Origin of the sequence: Dactylosporangium sucinum (assembly GCF_014647515.1) — a bacterium.
Lineage (GTDB): Bacteria > Actinomycetota > Actinomycetes > Mycobacteriales > Micromonosporaceae > Dactylosporangium > Dactylosporangium sucinum.
Map to the genome: position 1 here is coordinate 163,766 of NZ_BMPI01000014.1, position 15,218 is coordinate 178,983.

General features: G+C 74.9%; 19 protein-coding genes and 1 pseudogene. 9 read left to right on the forward strand and 11 right to left on the reverse strand.

Annotated features, from left to right (window positions below):
* Positions 1-31 precede the first annotated feature (31 nt).
* Entirely contained in the window at positions 32-832 is an 801-nt protein-coding gene (locus IEZ31_RS16870; RefSeq protein ID WP_190250805.1) for a hypothetical protein, read from the reverse strand.
* 259 nt (positions 833-1,091) lie between these two features.
* On the opposite strand from IEZ31_RS16870, the gene IEZ31_RS16875 reads away from it, so the two are divergent.
* A complete protein-coding gene (locus tag IEZ31_RS16875) occupies positions 1,092-1,676 on the forward strand; it encodes a DivIVA domain-containing protein (RefSeq protein ID WP_190250806.1) in 585 nt (194 codons plus the stop codon).
* A 108-nt stretch (positions 1,677-1,784) separates the two neighbouring features.
* Here the strand turns inward: IEZ31_RS16875 and IEZ31_RS16880 are convergent, their stop codons facing one another.
* The 4 genes from IEZ31_RS16880 to IEZ31_RS16895 all read right to left on the reverse strand — a co-directional run bounded on the left by IEZ31_RS16880 (position 1,785) and on the right by IEZ31_RS16895 (position 4,675).
* A complete protein-coding gene (locus tag IEZ31_RS16880) occupies positions 1,785-2,396 on the reverse strand; it encodes a DUF6518 family protein (RefSeq protein ID WP_190250807.1) in 612 nt (203 codons plus the stop codon).
* 213 nt (positions 2,397-2,609) lie between these two features.
* Entirely contained in the window at positions 2,610-4,061 is a 1,452-nt protein-coding gene (locus IEZ31_RS16885; protein WP_190250808.1) for an NCS2 family permease, read from the reverse strand.
* A gap of 93 nt (positions 4,062-4,154) precedes the next feature.
* Positions 4,155-4,319, reverse strand: coding sequence for a hypothetical protein (locus tag IEZ31_RS16890; RefSeq protein WP_190250809.1), 165 nt, complete (start codon positions 4,317-4,319; stop codon positions 4,155-4,157).
* Complete coding sequence (locus IEZ31_RS16895) at positions 4,316-4,675, reverse strand: MerR family transcriptional regulator (protein WP_190250810.1); 360 nt, start codon at positions 4,673-4,675, stop codon at positions 4,316-4,318. The genes IEZ31_RS16890 and IEZ31_RS16895 overlap by 4 nt, the downstream gene beginning before the upstream one ends.
* Positions 4,676-4,700: 25 nt before the next feature.
* Between IEZ31_RS16895 and IEZ31_RS16900 the strand changes: the two genes are divergently transcribed.
* Together IEZ31_RS16900 and IEZ31_RS16905 are read left to right on the forward strand one after the other, a co-directional pair.
* Positions 4,701-5,279, forward strand: coding sequence for an NADPH-dependent FMN reductase (locus tag IEZ31_RS16900; protein ID WP_190250811.1), 579 nt, complete (start codon positions 4,701-4,703; stop codon positions 5,277-5,279).
* A gap of 2 nt (positions 5,280-5,281) precedes the next feature.
* Positions 5,282-6,742, forward strand: a complete 1,461-nt coding sequence (locus tag IEZ31_RS16905; protein WP_229835265.1) for a DHA2 family efflux MFS transporter permease subunit — start codon at positions 5,282-5,284, stop codon at positions 6,740-6,742.
* A gap of 166 nt (positions 6,743-6,908) precedes the next feature.
* Here IEZ31_RS16905 and IEZ31_RS16910 read toward each other — a convergent pair whose 3' ends face one another.
* The 4 genes from IEZ31_RS16910 to IEZ31_RS16925 form a co-directional block, all read right to left on the reverse strand.
* Positions 6,909-7,046 (reverse strand): hypothetical protein, encoded by a 138-nt coding sequence (locus tag IEZ31_RS16910; RefSeq protein ID WP_190250863.1) that lies wholly within the window; start codon positions 7,044-7,046, stop codon positions 6,909-6,911.
* A gap of 65 nt (positions 7,047-7,111) precedes the next feature.
* Complete coding sequence (locus IEZ31_RS16915) at positions 7,112-7,597, reverse strand: hypothetical protein (protein WP_190250813.1); 486 nt, start codon at positions 7,595-7,597, stop codon at positions 7,112-7,114.
* A 15-nt stretch (positions 7,598-7,612) separates the two neighbouring features.
* A complete protein-coding gene (locus tag IEZ31_RS16920) occupies positions 7,613-8,221 on the reverse strand; it encodes an STAS domain-containing protein (protein WP_190250814.1) in 609 nt (202 codons plus the stop codon).
* Between the two features lie 23 nt (positions 8,222-8,244).
* Positions 8,245-8,550 carry an STAS domain-containing protein gene (locus IEZ31_RS16925; protein WP_190250815.1) on the reverse strand — a complete coding sequence of 102 codons (306 nt, stop codon included), beginning with the start codon at positions 8,548-8,550 and terminating at the stop codon, positions 8,245-8,247.
* A 110-nt stretch (positions 8,551-8,660) separates the two neighbouring features.
* Between IEZ31_RS16925 and IEZ31_RS16930 the strand changes: the two genes are divergently transcribed.
* The 4 genes from IEZ31_RS16930 to IEZ31_RS16945 are packed head-to-tail and all read left to right on the forward strand — an operon-like array spanning position 8,661 to position 12,293.
* Complete coding sequence (locus tag IEZ31_RS16930; RefSeq protein WP_190250816.1) at positions 8,661-9,335, forward strand: response regulator transcription factor; 675 nt, start codon at positions 8,661-8,663, stop codon at positions 9,333-9,335.
* Complete coding sequence (locus IEZ31_RS16935; RefSeq protein WP_190250817.1) at positions 9,332-10,675, forward strand: HAMP domain-containing sensor histidine kinase; 1,344 nt, start codon at positions 9,332-9,334, stop codon at positions 10,673-10,675. Before IEZ31_RS16930 ends, IEZ31_RS16935 begins: the two co-directional genes overlap by 4 nt.
* A gap of 26 nt (positions 10,676-10,701) precedes the next feature.
* Positions 10,702-11,244, forward strand: coding sequence for a GerMN domain-containing protein (locus IEZ31_RS16940; protein WP_190250860.1), 543 nt, complete (start codon positions 10,702-10,704; stop codon positions 11,242-11,244).
* A gap of 44 nt (positions 11,245-11,288) precedes the next feature.
* On the forward strand, positions 11,289-12,293 hold the full coding sequence (locus tag IEZ31_RS16945; protein WP_190250818.1) for a metallophosphoesterase family protein: 1,005 nt from the start codon (positions 11,289-11,291) through the stop codon (positions 12,291-12,293).
* Between the two features lie 132 nt (positions 12,294-12,425).
* Here the strand turns inward: IEZ31_RS16945 and IEZ31_RS16950 are convergent.
* Positions 12,426-13,541, reverse strand: a pseudogene (locus IEZ31_RS16950) (benzoate/H(+) symporter BenE family transporter); the annotation flags it as partial.
* Between the two features lie 6 nt (positions 13,542-13,547).
* Between IEZ31_RS16950 and IEZ31_RS16955 the strand changes: the two are divergent.
* Positions 13,548-14,078 carry a helix-turn-helix domain-containing protein gene (locus tag IEZ31_RS16955; protein ID WP_190250819.1) on the forward strand — a complete coding sequence of 177 codons (531 nt, stop codon included), beginning with the start codon at positions 13,548-13,550 and terminating at the stop codon, positions 14,076-14,078.
* On the opposite strand, the gene IEZ31_RS16960 is transcribed toward IEZ31_RS16955, so the two are convergent.
* On the reverse strand, positions 14,056-14,598 hold the full coding sequence (locus IEZ31_RS16960) for an urease accessory protein UreE (RefSeq protein ID WP_190250820.1): 543 nt from the start codon (positions 14,596-14,598) through the stop codon (positions 14,056-14,058). The genes IEZ31_RS16955 and IEZ31_RS16960 overlap by 23 nt on opposite strands.
* A gap of 171 nt (positions 14,599-14,769) precedes the next feature.
* Between IEZ31_RS16960 and IEZ31_RS16965 the strand changes: the two genes are divergently transcribed.
* Positions 14,770-15,204, forward strand: coding sequence for a response regulator (locus IEZ31_RS16965; RefSeq protein ID WP_190250821.1), 435 nt, complete (start codon positions 14,770-14,772; stop codon positions 15,202-15,204).
* Positions 15,205-15,218 lie beyond the last annotated feature (14 nt).

Consider the following 15,218-nt stretch of genomic DNA (forward strand, 5'->3'; position numbering starts at 1 on the left):
GGCCGGGCCCGGGGGCCCGGCCGGCCGTGCGTCAGCTGGGCTGGGGGACGCGCAGCTTGATGCAGTGGTGCGGCGGGTTGACGCCGCGCAGCGACCAGGTGCAGCCGACGCCCCACGCGGTGCCGGTGACGTGGGTGTCGGGCGGGGATACGCTGAGGTCGTAGTCGACGCAGTCGCTCACCGTGGCCGGCGGGCTGGCCGACTGCACCGTGCCGGACCCGCACGCCGGCTCCAGGAACGTCAGGTACGACTCGATCAAGCGCTGCCCGGCCGGCCAGTCGTCCCAGCCGAAGTAGTCGAAGTGGACGTCGCCGATGGTGATCCAGGCGCCCCAGTCCTCGCCGGCGTAGCCGTCGTAGTACGCCCACTGCGCGCCGTTGCCCTCGGTGCGGATGAACGCGTCGGCCGCCGACGAGGGCACGTCGATGACGTTGCAGTTGGTCTTGTTGTCATGGGTGAGGGAGTCGCGGCAGAGTACGGCCGTCACGGCGTTGGTCGACGTCGGCAGCCCCGCGACCTGGACGGTCGTGCCGTTGCCGCAGGACCAGTGCTCGGTGGTGGCCGCGGCGGTCCACTTCACGTAGGCGCACTTGCCGTCGGCGACCGTGTCGGTGACGTTGAGCACGAACGCGCGGGTGCCGAGCGCGTCCCAGCCGTTGGCGACCAGCTTGGCGCCCGGCACGTCGAGCTTCACCTGCACGCTGCTGCCGCCGGTGTACTTCCAGGAGCCGGACCAGCCGTCACCGGACGGGATGGCGAAGGCGGGCGAGGGTGCGATGGCCACGGCCGCCGCGGCCGTGGCCACGACGACGAGGACCCGAGTCAGTCTCATGGCCGGGGAGTGTCCACTGTGGTGGGACAGGACGCCCGCCACTGTCGGCGTTCCGACGGTCCGCCTTCCGGCGGTCCGTGACCGACCGACTACACCTCGTCCCGGCTCTCGCCTCGGCGCCATCTGGCTTGGTAGCATGCGGCGGCGTTTCGGAGGGAGGTCGGCGATGGCTGACAACGGTATGAGAGGGCGGGTGAAGGGTCTCTTGGCTGGTCCGCCGCATGCTGCGTTGGAGCCTCAGGCCCCGCCGGAGCCCCCGATGGAGGCGAAGCCCGCGCCGGTCGCCCAGCGCGAGGCGCTGCAGGTGCTCACCCTGGCCCAGCGCACCGCCGAGGAGCACCTGGCGAGCGCCAACCGCCAGGCCGACAAGATCCACGCCGACGCGCAGGCGGCGGCCGAGGACATCGTCCGCGACGCCGAGGCCCACGCCCGCGACATCCGCGACGAGGCCGCCGACACGCTCGACGAGGCGCGCGCCACGGCCGACCGCATCGCCCGCGAGGCCCAGGCGCAGGCCGAGGCCGCCCGCAACGAGGCCGAGGAGATCCTGGCCGACGCCCGCGCGCAGGCCGAGCTGGTGGCCAAGGACGCCCAGGCCAAGGCCGACGAGCTCAAGCACCAGGCCGAGCTGCGCTACCAGGACGTGGTGGGCAGCCTGATCGTCAAGCGCGAGGGGCTGCAGCAGCAGATCGAGGCGCTGGAGCAGTTCGACCGCGACTACCGCACGCGCCTGCAGGCGTTCATGCAGAGCCAGCTCCGCGCGCTGTGGGTGGACGAGCCGCGGGCGGGCGACCCGGAGCCCGCCGACCCGACCCCACTCGTCCCGGCCCAGCGCACCGAGTAGCCCGCGCGGCACCCGTTCCGCGCGCCCATGATCCATGCAGCGGCGCCGTGCGCGGGCGGGCCGCCACGCGCTGTCATGGTCCGACCGCGCCGCGGTGGCCCCGCTTCGTCAGAACCCCACCACCTGCACCGACTCGACCGCATCCCAGGCCAGGGCCGCGACGGTGCCGGCGAGGACCGTCGCGCCGGCGTAGCGCAGCCACGGGCGCGGTGCCGGGCGGCGGGCGAACAGCCAGGCGACGACGAGCAGGCCGGCGACCGCCTGCAGGCCGCCGTTCATGAGCTGCGCCGGTCCGGGGTCGACGACGGCGATCTGGATCCCGGCGCCGGCCAGCAGCCCGCCCGCGATGCCGGCCGCGATCGCGGCGCGGTGCGGGTGGTCGCGCCGGATCGCGTGGGCGAGCGCGCCGAGCGCGGCGCCGCCGGCGACCGACAGGGCCAGCCAGTAGCCGAACGCGAGCAGCACCCCGGCCGGCGGGCCGCCGCCGAGGTTGAGCCAGTAGTAGCAGGCGGTCGCGGTGCACAGGGCGACGACCGAGGCGGCGACCGCCGCGCCGCGGGTGCGGGCCGGCAGCGCGACCACGAACCCGACGCAGCCCCACGAGAACCCGGTGCTGGCCAGGAACTGCAGCGTCGTGCGCAGCGCGCCGCCCACCCGGTCGGCGGCGACGGAGGCGACCCCGAGCGCGACGCCGGCGAGCACGGGCCAGCCGAATCTCATGCACCACATGATCGCCCATCGGCGATATCCGCACGGCCCCTGCTCGCGGCCGGTTCGGCCGAAGCGTGCCGGCGCGCGGTGCCATACGGTGACGGAGCGATCTCGGGCGGTAGTCTTGCGGCTACGCGGCGTGGTCACGGTCGCCGCGCGGTGTACCCGCAGCCGGCCCGAGCCCGGGGCCGGCCGCACGTGGCCGGCCCCGGAGCACCGCGGTCAGCCGAGGACGGACTCGATCGGGCCGCGGAGGAAGTACAGCAGGAACAGCGCCGCGACGCCGTAGAGCAGCGGGTGGACCTCGCGGACCTTGCCGCGGGCCAGCTTGATCACCACGTAGGAGACGATGCCCGCGCCGATGCCGTTCGAGATGGAGTACGTGAACGGCATCAGGATGATGGCCAGGAAGGCCGGCAGCGCGATGTCGTAGTCCGACCAGTCGATCGTGCGGACCGCCGTCATCATGAGGAAGCCGACGACGACCAGGGCGACCGATGCCGCCTCGAACGGCACGACCGTCACCAGCGGCGCGAAGAACATCGCCACCAGGAACAGCGCGCCGGTCACCAGGCTGGCGACGCCGGTGCGGGCGCCCTCGGCCACGCCGGAGGCGCTCTCGATGTACGACGTGTTGCTCGACGTGCTGGCCGCACCGCCCGCCGCGGCGGCCAGGGAGTCGACGATCAGGATCTCCCGGGTGCGCGGCGGCATGTTCTCCTTGTCGAGCAGGCCGCCCTCCTGGCCCACCGCGACCATCGTGCCCATGGTGTCGAAGAAGTCGGTGATGAGCAGGGTGAACACGAACATGATCACGACCAGGACGCCGGCCGTCTGCCACGAGTGCAGCACGTTGAAGTGGCCGAGCAGCGACAGGTCGGGCCGGTCGATGACCTGCTCCGGCAGGGCCGGGACGTTGAGGCTCCAGCCCTTCGGGTTGGGCTTGCCGTCGACGAACGACGGGCCGACCTTGGCGATCGCCTCGATGACGATGGCGAGGACGGTCGAGGCGAGGATGCCGATGAGGATGGCGCCGCGGACCTTGCGGACGACCAGCACGATCGTGAGCACCAGGCCGACGCAGAACGCGAGGGCGGGCCAGCTGATCAGCTTGCCGCCGATGCCCAGCCCGACCGGCACGGTCGTGTTGGCCGCGTCGGGCAGGCGCCGCACGAAGCCCGCGTCGACGAAGCCGATCAGGGCCAGGAACAGGCCGATGCCGACGCCGATGGCGGACTTGAGCTGCGTCGGCACCGCCCGGAAGACCGCCTGCCGCAGCCCGGTGAGGACCAGGACCGTGATGAGCACGCCCTCGATGAAGACCAGGCCCATCGCGTCGGCCCAGGTCATCTGGGGCGCGATCTCGAAGGCGACGAGCGCGTTGACGCCGAGCCCGGCGGCGAGGGCCAGGGGGAACCGCGCGACGGCGCCCATGAGGATCGTCATCACGCCGGCGACCAGGGCGGTGGCCGAGGCGACGGCGGCGATCGCGAGCTTGCCGTTTGCACCGTCGATGCCGGAGCCGAGGATCAGCGGGTTGAGGACCACGATGTACGCCATCGTGAAGAAGGTGGCGAGGCCGCCCCGGATCTCCCGGCCCAGCGTCGAGCCGCGTGCGCTGATCTCGAAGTAGCGGTCGAGCCCGTTGTGCGGCGCGACGGTTGTTTCGTCCATGCATCCTCCCTGGCTGGACACGTACGCGCGCATGATGCCACCCCGGCCGTCGCCGTGCCGTATCCGTCCCGAAACGAAGTGGTAAACCAGACGTCAGTCGCGCTGCATGACGAACACGTCCTCGCGGCCGGGCCGGCCGGGCGCCTGCCGCACGTCGGACTCCTCGGCCTTCGCGACGTGGGAAGGCAGGTCGCCGTCGAACGCGTCGCAGACCGGCGCCGGCCGCGGGCGGGCGACGATGGCGCCGGGCTCCGTCACAGGTCGCAGAGCTTCTGGTCGGTGGCGATGTCGTCGAGGACGGCCTCCAGGGCCGAGATGCGGCGGTGCGCCTCGTCGGCGAGCTGGACCCGCAGCCGCAGCCAGTCGTCCAGCCGGGGATCGGACGGGAGTGTGGCGAGCATCTCGCGGATCTCGGCGACGCTCAGCCCGACCCGCTGGGCGACCCGGGCGACCTTCACCCGGCACACCGCGTCGCGGTCGAACCGGCGCTGGTTGCCGCCGGTCCGGGCCGCGCTGATGAGGCCCTGCCGCTCGTAGAAGCGCACGGCCGAGGCGGCGATCCCGCTCTCCGCGGCCACGTCGCTCACCGTCAGGGTCGCGCTTGACTTCAACATTTGTTCCAGTTTTACCGTCGGCCGCATGACTGAGCAAGCCCTTCCGCTGACGGTCGCGGTCATCGTCGGCAGCGTCCGCCGCCCGCGCGTCGGCCGGGCCGTCGCCGAGTGGTTCGCCGGCATCGGCGCCCGGACGACCGAGCACAAGCTCGACGTGATCGACCTCGCCGAGGTGGACCTCCCCCTCGCGGACACCCGGCCGGGCGGCTGCCACGACAGCCCGATCGCCGGGCGGCTCGCGGCGGCGGACGCGTTCGCGGTCGTCACCCCGGAGTACAACCACAGCTACCCGGCGGCGCTCAAGAACGCCATCGACTGGCACTACCGGGAGTGGATGTTCAAGCCGGTGGCGTTCGTCTCCTACGGCGCCGGCTCGGGCGGGGTCCGCGCCGTCGAGCACCTGCGGCTGGTCTTCGCCGAGCTGCACGCGGCCACCACCCGGCACGCCGTCGTGCTCAGCGCGCCGTGGGAGCGCCTCGGCCCGCGCGGCGTCCTGGACGCCGGCCCCGGCGCGGAGCGGGCCGCCGAGGTCGCCCTGCGCGAGCTGACGTGGTGGGGCGGCGCGCTGAGGGCGGCCCGCACGGCCGGCCCGTTCGAGGCGTGAGCATGGATCCCGCGGCGCGCCGCCTCGGCGGCTTCCTCGCGCTCGGCGGCCTGCTGGTCGTCGTCGACACCACCGTGGTGGTCGTGACGGTACCGCGGCTCGTCCGCGAGTTCGACGCGTCCCTCACCACCGTCCAGTGGGCGACCGCCGGCTACGCCCTCGCGCTCGTGGCGGTGCTGCCGATCGCGGCCTGGGCCTCGGCCCGGTTCGGCACCCGCGCCACGTACCTCACCGCGCTCGCCGCCTTCACCGGCGCGTCGCTGCTCACCGGCCTGGCTTGGAACGTCGGCGCCCTCATCGCCTTCCGCGTGCTGCAGGGCCTCGGCGGCGGCCTGCTGAACCCGGTCGGCACCGCGATCGCCCTGTCCGCCGTACCGCCGCACCGGCGCGGCGCGATGATGAGCATGCTCGGCCTGCCGGTGCTCGTCGGGCCGCTCGCCGGGCCGCTGCTGGCCGGCCTCCTGGTCGACCACGCGTCGTGGCGCTGGGTGTTCTGGCTCAACGTGCCGATCGGCGTGGCCGCGCTGCTCCTCGGCCGCCGCCTGCTGCCGGCGCCGGCGGCCGGGCGGGAGCGGCTGCCGCTCGACGTGCTCGGCCTGCTGCTGCTCAGCCCCGGGGTGACCCTCGTCGTGCTCGGCCTGTCGGGGTCCGGTCTGGCCCTGGCCGCCGTCGCCGGGGCCGCGCTCGTCGCGGTGTTCGTCCTGCGGTCGCGGCGGGTCGCCGCGCCGCTGCTGCGCCTCGACGTCCTGCGCGAGCGGGCCACCGCCGCCGGCGCCGCGACCGTCGCGCTGTTCGCCTGCGCGTACTTCGGCGCCGGGCTCGTCGGCCCGCTGTACGTGCAGGTCGTGCGGGGCGACCCGGCGACCGCCGCGGGTGCGCTGAGCCTGCCGCAGGCCCTCGCGACGGGCCTGACCCTGCAGGTGGCGACCCGCCTGGTCGACCGCTACCCGCCCCGGCGGATCGTCGGCCTCGGCGTCGCGGCCGCGGTTTCGGGCACGGTACTGCTGGTGGCCGTCCTCGACGCGCACACCCCGTACCCGGTGCTGGCCGCGATCGGCGTGCTCACCGGCACCGGCGTCGGCGCCACCATCATGCCGGTGATGACCGCGGCCACCCGGGCGCTGCCCGCCGACCGCATCCCGTCGGCGGCGACCGTGCTCAACATCCTGTCGCAGACCGCGATCGCCGCCGGCACCGCGCTCGTCACCGCCGTGCTGTCCTGGCGCACCGGCGCCCACGCCGGCCTGACCGTCGGCGCGGCCGCGGAGCTGGCGCCCGGCGCCCGGGCGGCGCAGGCCCCGGCCCTGGCGGCGGCGGTCCGCGACACCCTGGTGGTGCCGGCCGTCCTCATGGCCGCGGCCTGGCTGGCCAGCCGCCGGCTCCCCCGCGCCGACGGCGTGCCCCACGGGCCGACGGTCACCAGCCACTCGCCGGCCGCCAGCGCGTCCCCCGGCGACGCGTGATGGCGGACGACCGTTCGGGTCAGCCGATCCGGACCACCCGGGCCCACGCCGGCGGGGCATCGGGGACGTGGTCCGGGTCGGACCCGCGAGATCGGCCGGAGCGCCCGGCGGCGGGCCGGTGCCGGCGCGCTCGCGCAGCTCCGGGGCGCGGTCGGCGTCCCAGAGGTCACGCCCCCGCCCAGTCGCCCGCGGCACGGCGGGCGGTCGCGGATTCGATCATTGCGGGCGGCACGGCATACTCGCGCACGCGCTGCCAGCACAGGAGTCGGGTCTCGCCGTTCGCGAAGTCGGAGCGCATCAGCACGCACGGATTGCGAACGGGACCCCCAATCTGCCAAGGGTGGTCATCGCCGGTGACCGTACCGCCCGTCAGCCGATCCCGTCGACCTCGTGGCGGGCGCCGTCGCGGATCACGTAGACGACGTCGTGGCGGGTCTTCGCCGCGTAGGCGGCCCACTGCCGCTCGCCCCAGTCCTCGATGTCGGCCGGGTCGACCTCGTCATACTCGGGCTCGACGGTCCGCTGGACCACGTGGACGACGTTGTCGCGCACCTCGATGCGCCACTCGTCGCCGGGCTCCTCGCCCTCGGCCTCGATGGTGCCGTCGACCACGTGGCCGGGCGGCAGCAGGTGCTCGATGACGTGCGCGAGCCACAGCTCGGCGGCGTAGAACTTCTCCGCGCCGTCCCACCCGATCGTCGCGCCGTCGTCGAAGGCGACCCAGTGGCACCAGTGGCCGGGCAGCCCGGGGTCCTCGTGCCTGGTCCCGGCCCAGCCGGCCAGCCGCTGGACGGTGTCCGGGCCGAGCGGCGGCACGACGGTGACCCGCCCCGTGAACTCGGTCGTGTACCCCACGCCCCACAGTCTGCCCTACCGGGAGGCGACGACGGGCTCCCCGTGCAGCCAGGACAGCGCCGCCTCGGGCGCGGCGAACTCGGCGAACAGGTGCTGCAGGCACAGCGTGTGCAGGATGCGGCGCACGCCCGGCGACATGCCCGCCAGGCACGCGTGGCCGCCGTCCCGTGCGGCCCGGTGGCGGGCGGCCACCAGGACGCCGAGCGTCGAGGTGTCCAGGCTCTCGGCCCCGGACAGGTCGATCACCAGGTGCGGCGGGCGGCGGGCGGCCCCGGCCAGGGCCGCGTGCAGGGCGTCGTGGGCCGACGCGGTCAGGTCGCCGGTCAGCGACAGCACCGCGACGCCCCGCTCCGTGCGGAGGGAGACGCGGTCGTCGAACGAGTCCAGGGCGCCGGTCGGCTGGGCCGGGATCGCCGCGCCCGCGGCGGCGAGGGGGACCCGGGAGCAGCGCCCGCAGCTGTGCGGGCCGGTGGCCAGGCGGGTGCCGGTCCAGCCGTGCCGGCTGAAGAGGCTCCACACCAGGTCCCAGTTGTGCATGGTGGCGCCGAGGCCGGTCACCGTCTGGCCGCACGTGTCGCACACCAGGCCGAAGTCGGTTCCGTCGATGGTCGTCGATGCTGTCATGGGCGATGGGTCCCCTCTGTCGATCACTCCACCTGCAGGACGTGGTCGACCCGGGCCAGCTCCAGCGTGCGGCGCACCCGCGGCGACGGGTTGCGCAGGGTCAGCCGGCCGCCCTCGGACCACACGCGGCGGTGAACGTCGAGGAGCATGCCGATCGCGGCCGCGTCGACGAACGGGCACTGGGCCAGGTCGATGCGCAGGTGGGTCGGGTGCAGGTCCACGGCGTCGTGGAGAAGTGCGGCGATCCGCGGTACCGTCGCGGCATCCAGCTCCTCGGTGACGATGATCTCGACCGTGGGCGCCGCCGGGCGGACCGTCTCGCTGCGCATGTCCTCCAGCGTTCGCCGGGCATGTGGCGGAAGTTTCCCGGAAGTATGACGGTTTCATGACAAGACTTTTGGATTGGTCGATCAAGGGGGCGGGACGGCATGATGCGGTTATGCCCGGGGTGCTGGTGATCGAGGACGACGACCGGATCCGGCTCTCGCTGGTGCTCGCACTGGAGGACGAGGGCTACGCGGTGCGCGGCGCCGCGAGCGCCGAGGAGGGCCTCGTGGCGCAGCGCGAGGAGCCGGCCGACACGGTGCTGGTCGACCTCATGCTGCCCGGCGCCGACGGGTTCGAGTGCATCCGGCAGCTGCGCCGCGAGGACGACGTGCCGATCGTGGTGGTGTCCGCCCGCGACGACACCCACGACATCGTCGCCGCGCTGGAGGCCGGCGCCGACGACTACCTGGTGAAGCCGGTCGCGGTGAAGGAGCTGTCGGCCCGGCTGCGGGCGCTGCGCCGCCGCGGGCGCACCCTGCTCGCGCCGGTGTCCACGATGGCGTTCGGCGACCTGGAGATCCTGCCCGAGGCGGGCGAGGTGCGGCTGCGCGGCGAGCCGGTGGCGCTGACCCGCACCGAGTTCCGGCTGCTGTGCGAGCTGGCCGAGCACCCGGGGCTGGTGCTGTCGCGGCAGCAGCTGCTGCAGCGGGTGTGGGAGTACGAGATCGGCGACGAGCGGCTCGTCGACGTCCACGTGGGCCGGCTGCGGCAGAAGATCGAGGACGACTCGCGGGCGCCGCGATACCTCGTGACGGTCCGCGGCATGGGCTACAAGCTGCAGAAATGAGGGTCGCCGGGCTTCGCACGCGGGTGATCGCCGGCTTCGCGGCCGGCGCTCTGGCGCTGTCGGCGTCGATGGCCCTGGTGTCGTACCAGGTGACCCGGACCAACCTGCTGTCCGGCCGGGAGCGCTCGACGATCCGCGCCGCCACCTTCGACGCCCGGGTCATCACCGCCGGGCTCAAGACCGACCACCCGGACATCGTCGGCATGCTGCAGACGCTCGACACCGGCGGCAACCGGCGGGCGCTGGTGCACCGCGACGGCGGCTGGTACGCGCGCGGGGCCGACCCGGGCGCGATCGCCGTGCCGGCCGAGCTGCAGCGCCTGGTGACCGCCGGCGAACAGGCGATCCAGCGGGTGCGCATCGACGGGGTGCCGGCCGTGGTCGTGGGGCTGCCGCTCACGCCGACGACGGCGCTGTACGAGATCGACTACCTGCGCGAGCTGGACCAGACGCTGCGGGTCCTCGGCTGGGTGCTCACGCTGGTGGCGGCCGCCGTCGCCGCGGCGGGGGCCGGGCTGGGCTGGTATGCGACGCGCTACGTGCTGCGGCCGCTGCGTTCGGTCGCCGACGCGGCGCAGGGCATCACCGCCGGCGACCTCACCGCGCGGCTCGACCCGGCGACCGACCCCGACCTGGAGCGGCTCACCACGTCGTTCAACGAGATGGTCGAGCAGCTGGCCCGGCGCATCGAGCGCGACCGGCGCTTCGCCGCCGACGTGAGCCACGAGCTGCGCTCGCCGCTGCAGACCCTGGCGGCGTCGGCGAGCGTCCTGCACCGCCGCCGCGACCAGCTCGACGAGCGCACGGCGACCGCGGCCGGGCTGGTCGTCGACGAGATCGGCCGGTTCCAGTCGCTCGTCGACGACCTGCTGGAGCTGTCGCGCGGCGACCAGCCGGTGCAGCTCGCCCCGACCGACATGGCCGCGCTCGCGCACCGGGTGGTGGAGGCCCGCGGGCTGCCGCCGTCGATCGTGCAGGCCCGCGCCGGCCTGGAGTGGACGGTCGACCGGCGGCGGATCGAGCAGGTGCTGGTCAACCTGCTCGACAACGCGGTGACCCACGGCGGCGGGCCGGTCGCGGTGCGCCTGGTCGAGGACCGCCGCTGCGGGATCATCGAGGTCGACGACGAGGGCCCGGGCGTCAGGCCGGCCGACCGGACGGTGATCTTCGACCGCTTCGTGCGGGGCCGCTCGGCCGGCGCCCGCGGCCGCGACGACGGCACCGGCCTCGGCCTGTCGCTGGTCGCCCAGCACGTCGGCGTGCACGGCGGGAAGGTCCGCGTCCTGGACCGCCCGGGCGGCGGCGCCCGCTTCCGCGTCGAACTGCCGGACGTGCGGTGAGGCGCCCCGCGGCGCGGCGCCTCGCGATGGCGGCGCTCGTCGCCGGGCTGCTGCTCGGCGGCTGCGGGGTCCCCGCCGACCGCACCCCGCGCACGATCGACCCGCCGGTGACGATCGGCAGCCCGGAGACGCCGACCGCGCCGGCGAGCCTCCCGCCGGGTTCGGTGGTGGAGAAGCTGTACCTCGTGCGCGACGGCCGGCTGATCGGCGTCGAACGCCGCATCGGCCGCCCCGCCTCCCTCGACCAGCAGCTGAACGACCTCCTCGCCGGCCCGACCGAGCAGGAGCGCAACAACGGCTTCGGCAGCGCCCTGGAGGGCACCGACCTCATCATCGGCGCGGCCCTCGACGGCGGCACCGCCGTCGTGACGGTCGGCGACACCACGATCCGCAACGACGAGGTCCTCGCCTACGGCCAGATCGTGTGCACGCTGGCCTCCCGCGACGACGTCGCCAACGTGCGGTTCCTGCAGGACGGCAGGCCCTTGGAGGTCCCCCGGGCCGACGGCTCCCTCACGTCGGAGCCCCTCACGACGGCCGACTACGCGAACCTCATCAGCGCCCGCTGAAAACCGCGTTGCCGTCCCGGCGCGGGCCCGCCTACGGTCGCCGGATGGCCCGCACCGTCGTCGTCGGCGACATCCACGGCTGCCACGACGAGCTCACCGCGCTGCTGCGGCGCGCCGGCCTGCGCCCGGAGGACCTGCTCGTGAGCGTCGGCGACCTGGTCGACCGCGGTCCCGCACCGGGCGCGGTGGTCCGGCTCTTCCGCGAGCGGCCCAACTCGGTGGCCGTCATGGGCAACCACGAGCGCAAGCACGTGCGGGGCATCCTCTCGTACGCGCAGGAGGTCACCCGGCTCCAGCTCGGCGGCGACTACGCGGACGCCGTCGGCTGGATGCGCACCCTGCCGTACTTCTTCGAGAACGAGCACGTCCGGGTGGTCCACGCGGCCCTGGTGCCGGGGGTGCCGCTCGCCGGGCAGCCGGAGGAGCTGCTGTGCGGGTCGACGAGCGGTGCGCGCGAGCTCGCCGCCCGGTTCCCCGGCGGGCACTGGCACGACCACTACAGCGACGCCAAGCCGGTCGTCTTCGGCCATCACGTCGCCGGCCCCGAGCCGCTGGTCCGGGACGGCCGGGTCTTCGGCCTCGACACGGGCGCCTGCCACGGCTGGAACCTGACCGCGCTCAGCCTGCCCGACCGCACCCTGTACGCCGTGCCGGCCGCGGCCGACCACTGGGCGGCCGTCCGGCGGGACTGGCAGCTGCCCGTGCTGCGGACCCGGCCCTGGCTGGATCTGGCCTGGCCGGACCTGGAGCGGGCGCTGGCCCGCGCCGCGCCGACCCCGTCGGTGCCGGCGCGCGAGTGGCTGGCGGCGGTGGCGGCGTGGGCCGAGCACCTGCGGTCGCTGTTCCCGGCGCTGGCCGCGGCGGCGATCCGGGCGGCCGGCGGTAGCTCGCCCGAGCAGCTGCGCCGGCACCCGGCGGCGCAGGTGCTGTTCCAGGCCCGCGGGGGCCGGCTGGACGCGGCCGCGGTGGCCCGGCGGTGCGTGACGCCGCGCCGGGTGCTGGACCTCGCCGCCGCGCTCTCGGTGGAGGCGCCGCCGTTGCCGTCCTGACCCGTCAGTGCGCGGGTGCCGGTTCGTCGGCGGCCGGTTCCGCCGGGACGGGTGCCGGCGGCGGCGCCACAGCAGCAGCGCCGTCAGGGCGCCGGCGAGGAGGCCCCAGAACGCCGGGCCGATGCCGAGGATCGTCGTCCCTGAGGCCGTCACTACGAAGGTCACGACCGCCGCCTCCCGGCCCTCCGGCTCGGTCACCGCGCCCGCCAGGGCCGAGGCCAGCGCCGGCAGCAGCGCCAGGCCGGCCACGGCGATCACCAGGACCGGCGGGGAGAGCAGCACCAGGGCCATCGCCAGCCCGGCGCCCAGGCCGAGCGTGAGCTGGCCGGCGCCGAGCGAGACCGTCGCGATCCAGCGGCGGCGCGGGTCGGGGTGGGTCTCCGGGCCGGCGGTCAGGGCGGCCGTGATCGCGGCCAGGTTCAGGGCGTGCCCGCCGAACGGGGCCGCGGCCGCGCTCGCCAGGCCGGTGGTGACGAGGAGGGGGCGCAGCGGCGGCTGGTAGCCGTACGTCGCCAGGACCGCCATCCCGGGCACGTTCTGCGCCGCCATGGTCACCAGGAACAGCGGCACGGCGATGCTCACCAGCACCGACGGGTTCAGCGTCGGGACCACGAACGACACCGACGGGCGCAGCGGGCCCAGGTCGCCGACGCCCCGCGCCGCGATGCCCACCACGGCGGCGAGCAGGGCGCCCGGGACGGCCCACTGCCGGCGGTACCGCAGGAGCACCGCCCACGTCAGGATCACCGGCCCGGCCAGCATGGGCAGGTCGACGACGGCGCGGACCGGGGCCGTGCAGAGGCTCAGGATGACGCCCGCCAGCATCGCCCCGGCGATCGGGCGCGGGATGGCGGCGATCGCCCGCGACAGCCACGGTGACAGGCCGGCGAGGACCATCAGGGCGGCGCACACGGCGAACGCGCCCACCGCCGCCGGGAAGCCGCCCGGCACCGGGCCCGTCGCGGCGAGCAGGGCGGCGCCGGGGGTGGACCACGCGATGCTGATCGGCATGCGGTACCGCAGCCCCAGCCCGATCGCCACGACCCCGATCCCCACGCAGAGCGCGAGCAGCCCGGACGCGGCCTGGGCGGGGGTGGCCCCGACGGCCCGCAGGCCGGCGAGCACGACGGTGAACGAGCTGGCGTACCCGACCACCGCGCTGACCAGCCCGGACACGATCGCCTGGGTCCGCATGCCATCCCCCTGGAAGCCGTTCCGTAAACGGAACGGACCGTAGCATGGCACCATGGGCCGGTGGAAGCAGCGGTCGGTCGCCGCCTGCGCCGGCTGCGGGAGGCGCGCGGCATCTCCCTGTCGGCGCTGGCCCGCAGCGCCGGCATCGGCAAGGCCACCCTGTCCGGCCTGGAGCTCGGCACCCGCAACCCGACGCTCGAGACGCTCTATGCCGTCGCGGGGGCGCTGGGGGTGCCGCTGACCGCCCTCGTGCTGGAGCCCGGCGCACCGGCGGCCGAGGCGGCCGGCGTGCGCGGCGCCGCCGTCGAGGCGACCCTGCTGGAGGTGTTCGACGAGCCGGGCGTGACGTTCGAGCTGCTGCGGATGCGGGTGCACCCGGGCGTCGTGCAGCACTCGCCGCCGCACGCGCCGGGCGTCACCGAGCACGCGACCGTCCACGCGGGAGTGCTGCGGGCCGGGCCGGCCGACGCGCCGCTGCTGGCCGGGCCGGGCGAGCACGTCTCCTGGCCGGCCGACGTCCCGCACGTCTACGGCACGGTCGGCGACACCCCCGTCGAGGCGACCCTGCTCATCCGGTCGCCGCGCCCGTAGCGTCGCCGAACAGCCGGCGCGCCTCGTGCGGGGCCAGGTACGGGACGACCTCGGCGCCGGGCAGGTAGCGGTACGCGATCATCGCGAACCGGCCGGCCCGCATCAGCGCGTCCATGACGTCGCGGCCGGGGACGACGGGGACGAAGACCTGGTCGCCCTTGACGACGGCCGGCCAGTGCCGGTGGCCGAGGGCGTGGCCGAGCTCCAGGGCGATGCGGATCGCCGAGTCGGCGGCGACCGGGTCGGGCCGGGGCAGATCCACGATCATGATCTCGCCGAGGTCGAGCCGGGCGACGATGACCGACGTGCCGTCCGGGTCGCACCACAGCACGTCACCGTCGTGCAGGCGGGTGCCCGGCGGCAGGGAGACGGTGACTGTGACGCCACCGTCGGTGACCTTGCTGACGTGCGGCTGCCGGGTCTCCCACTGCTCCAGCCGCAGCACGTCGGTCCGGGCGGGCGCACCGGTGCCCCGCCAGCGCGGATCGTCGAGGTTGCCGAGGACCGATTCGATGCGCACGGCGTGACCGTAACGGCGCCGCCGCGGACCTGGCCTCACTCGCGCCGGGCGAACCGACCTGGCACGACAGGCGCCGCCATGACTGACGGGCCGAGCGCCAGGGCTGGTGGTGATCAGCTCGGCGTCGGATATGGTCCCCTGAGGGGCACGGCGGCACAGAACGGGGCGGACATGACACCTGGGTTCGACCTCGCCCGGATCCTCCTCGTCGAGGACGACGAAGGCGACATCGCCTACACGCTCGACGAGTTCCGCGAGCACCGGATGCGCAACCCGGTCACGGTCCTGCGCGACGGCCTGGAGGCGATCGAGTTCCTGGAGCGCCGCGGCGCCCACCCCGACGCGCCGACGCCCGACATCCTGCTGCTCGACCTCAACCTGCCCGGCGTCGACGGCCGCGTGGTCCTCGACCGGGTGCTCGGCAACCCCCGACTGGCCGACCTGACCGTCGTGGTCCTCACCAGCTCCCCGCTGGAGGAGCAGCTGCTGCGCGACTTCGGCGTGCCGACCGAGTTCTACTTCCGCAAGCCGGTCGACTTCGCCCAGCTGGCGGCCCTGATCCGCGGCATCGACCAGTTCAGCATCGTCGTCGACCGCGCCCGCTGAAGGCCCCCTGGGTG

Coding starts and splice junctions, on each gene's coding strand:
- IEZ31_RS16870 (WP_190250805.1), bottom strand. CDS start 832: ATGAGACTGACTCGGGTCCTCGTCGTCGTGGCCACGGCCGCGGCGGCC.
- IEZ31_RS16875 (WP_190250806.1), top strand. CDS start 1,092: ATGGAGGCGAAGCCCGCGCCGGTCGCCCAGCGCGAGGCGCTGCAGGTG.
- IEZ31_RS16880 (WP_190250807.1), bottom strand. CDS start 2,396: ATGAGATTCGGCTGGCCCGTGCTCGCCGGCGTCGCGCTCGGGGTCGCC.
- IEZ31_RS16885 (WP_190250808.1), bottom strand. CDS start 4,061: ATGGACGAAACAACCGTCGCGCCGCACAACGGGCTCGACCGCTACTTC.
- IEZ31_RS16895 (WP_190250810.1), bottom strand. CDS start 4,675: ATGTTGAAGTCAAGCGCGACCCTGACGGTGAGCGACGTGGCCGCGGAG.
- IEZ31_RS16900 (WP_190250811.1), top strand. CDS start 4,701: ATGACTGAGCAAGCCCTTCCGCTGACGGTCGCGGTCATCGTCGGCAGC.
- IEZ31_RS16905 (WP_229835265.1), top strand. CDS start 5,282: ATGGATCCCGCGGCGCGCCGCCTCGGCGGCTTCCTCGCGCTCGGCGGC.
- IEZ31_RS16920 (WP_190250814.1), bottom strand. CDS start 8,221: ATGACAGCATCGACGACCATCGACGGAACCGACTTCGGCCTGGTGTGC.
- IEZ31_RS16925 (WP_190250815.1), bottom strand. CDS start 8,550: ATGCGCAGCGAGACGGTCCGCCCGGCGGCGCCCACGGTCGAGATCATC.
- IEZ31_RS16930 (WP_190250816.1), top strand. CDS start 8,661: ATGCCCGGGGTGCTGGTGATCGAGGACGACGACCGGATCCGGCTCTCG.
- IEZ31_RS16935 (WP_190250817.1), top strand. CDS start 9,332: ATGAGGGTCGCCGGGCTTCGCACGCGGGTGATCGCCGGCTTCGCGGCC.
- IEZ31_RS16940 (WP_190250860.1), top strand. CDS start 10,702: ATGGCGGCGCTCGTCGCCGGGCTGCTGCTCGGCGGCTGCGGGGTCCCC.
- IEZ31_RS16945 (WP_190250818.1), top strand. CDS start 11,289: ATGGCCCGCACCGTCGTCGTCGGCGACATCCACGGCTGCCACGACGAG.
- IEZ31_RS16965 (WP_190250821.1), top strand. CDS start 14,770: ATGACACCTGGGTTCGACCTCGCCCGGATCCTCCTCGTCGAGGACGAC.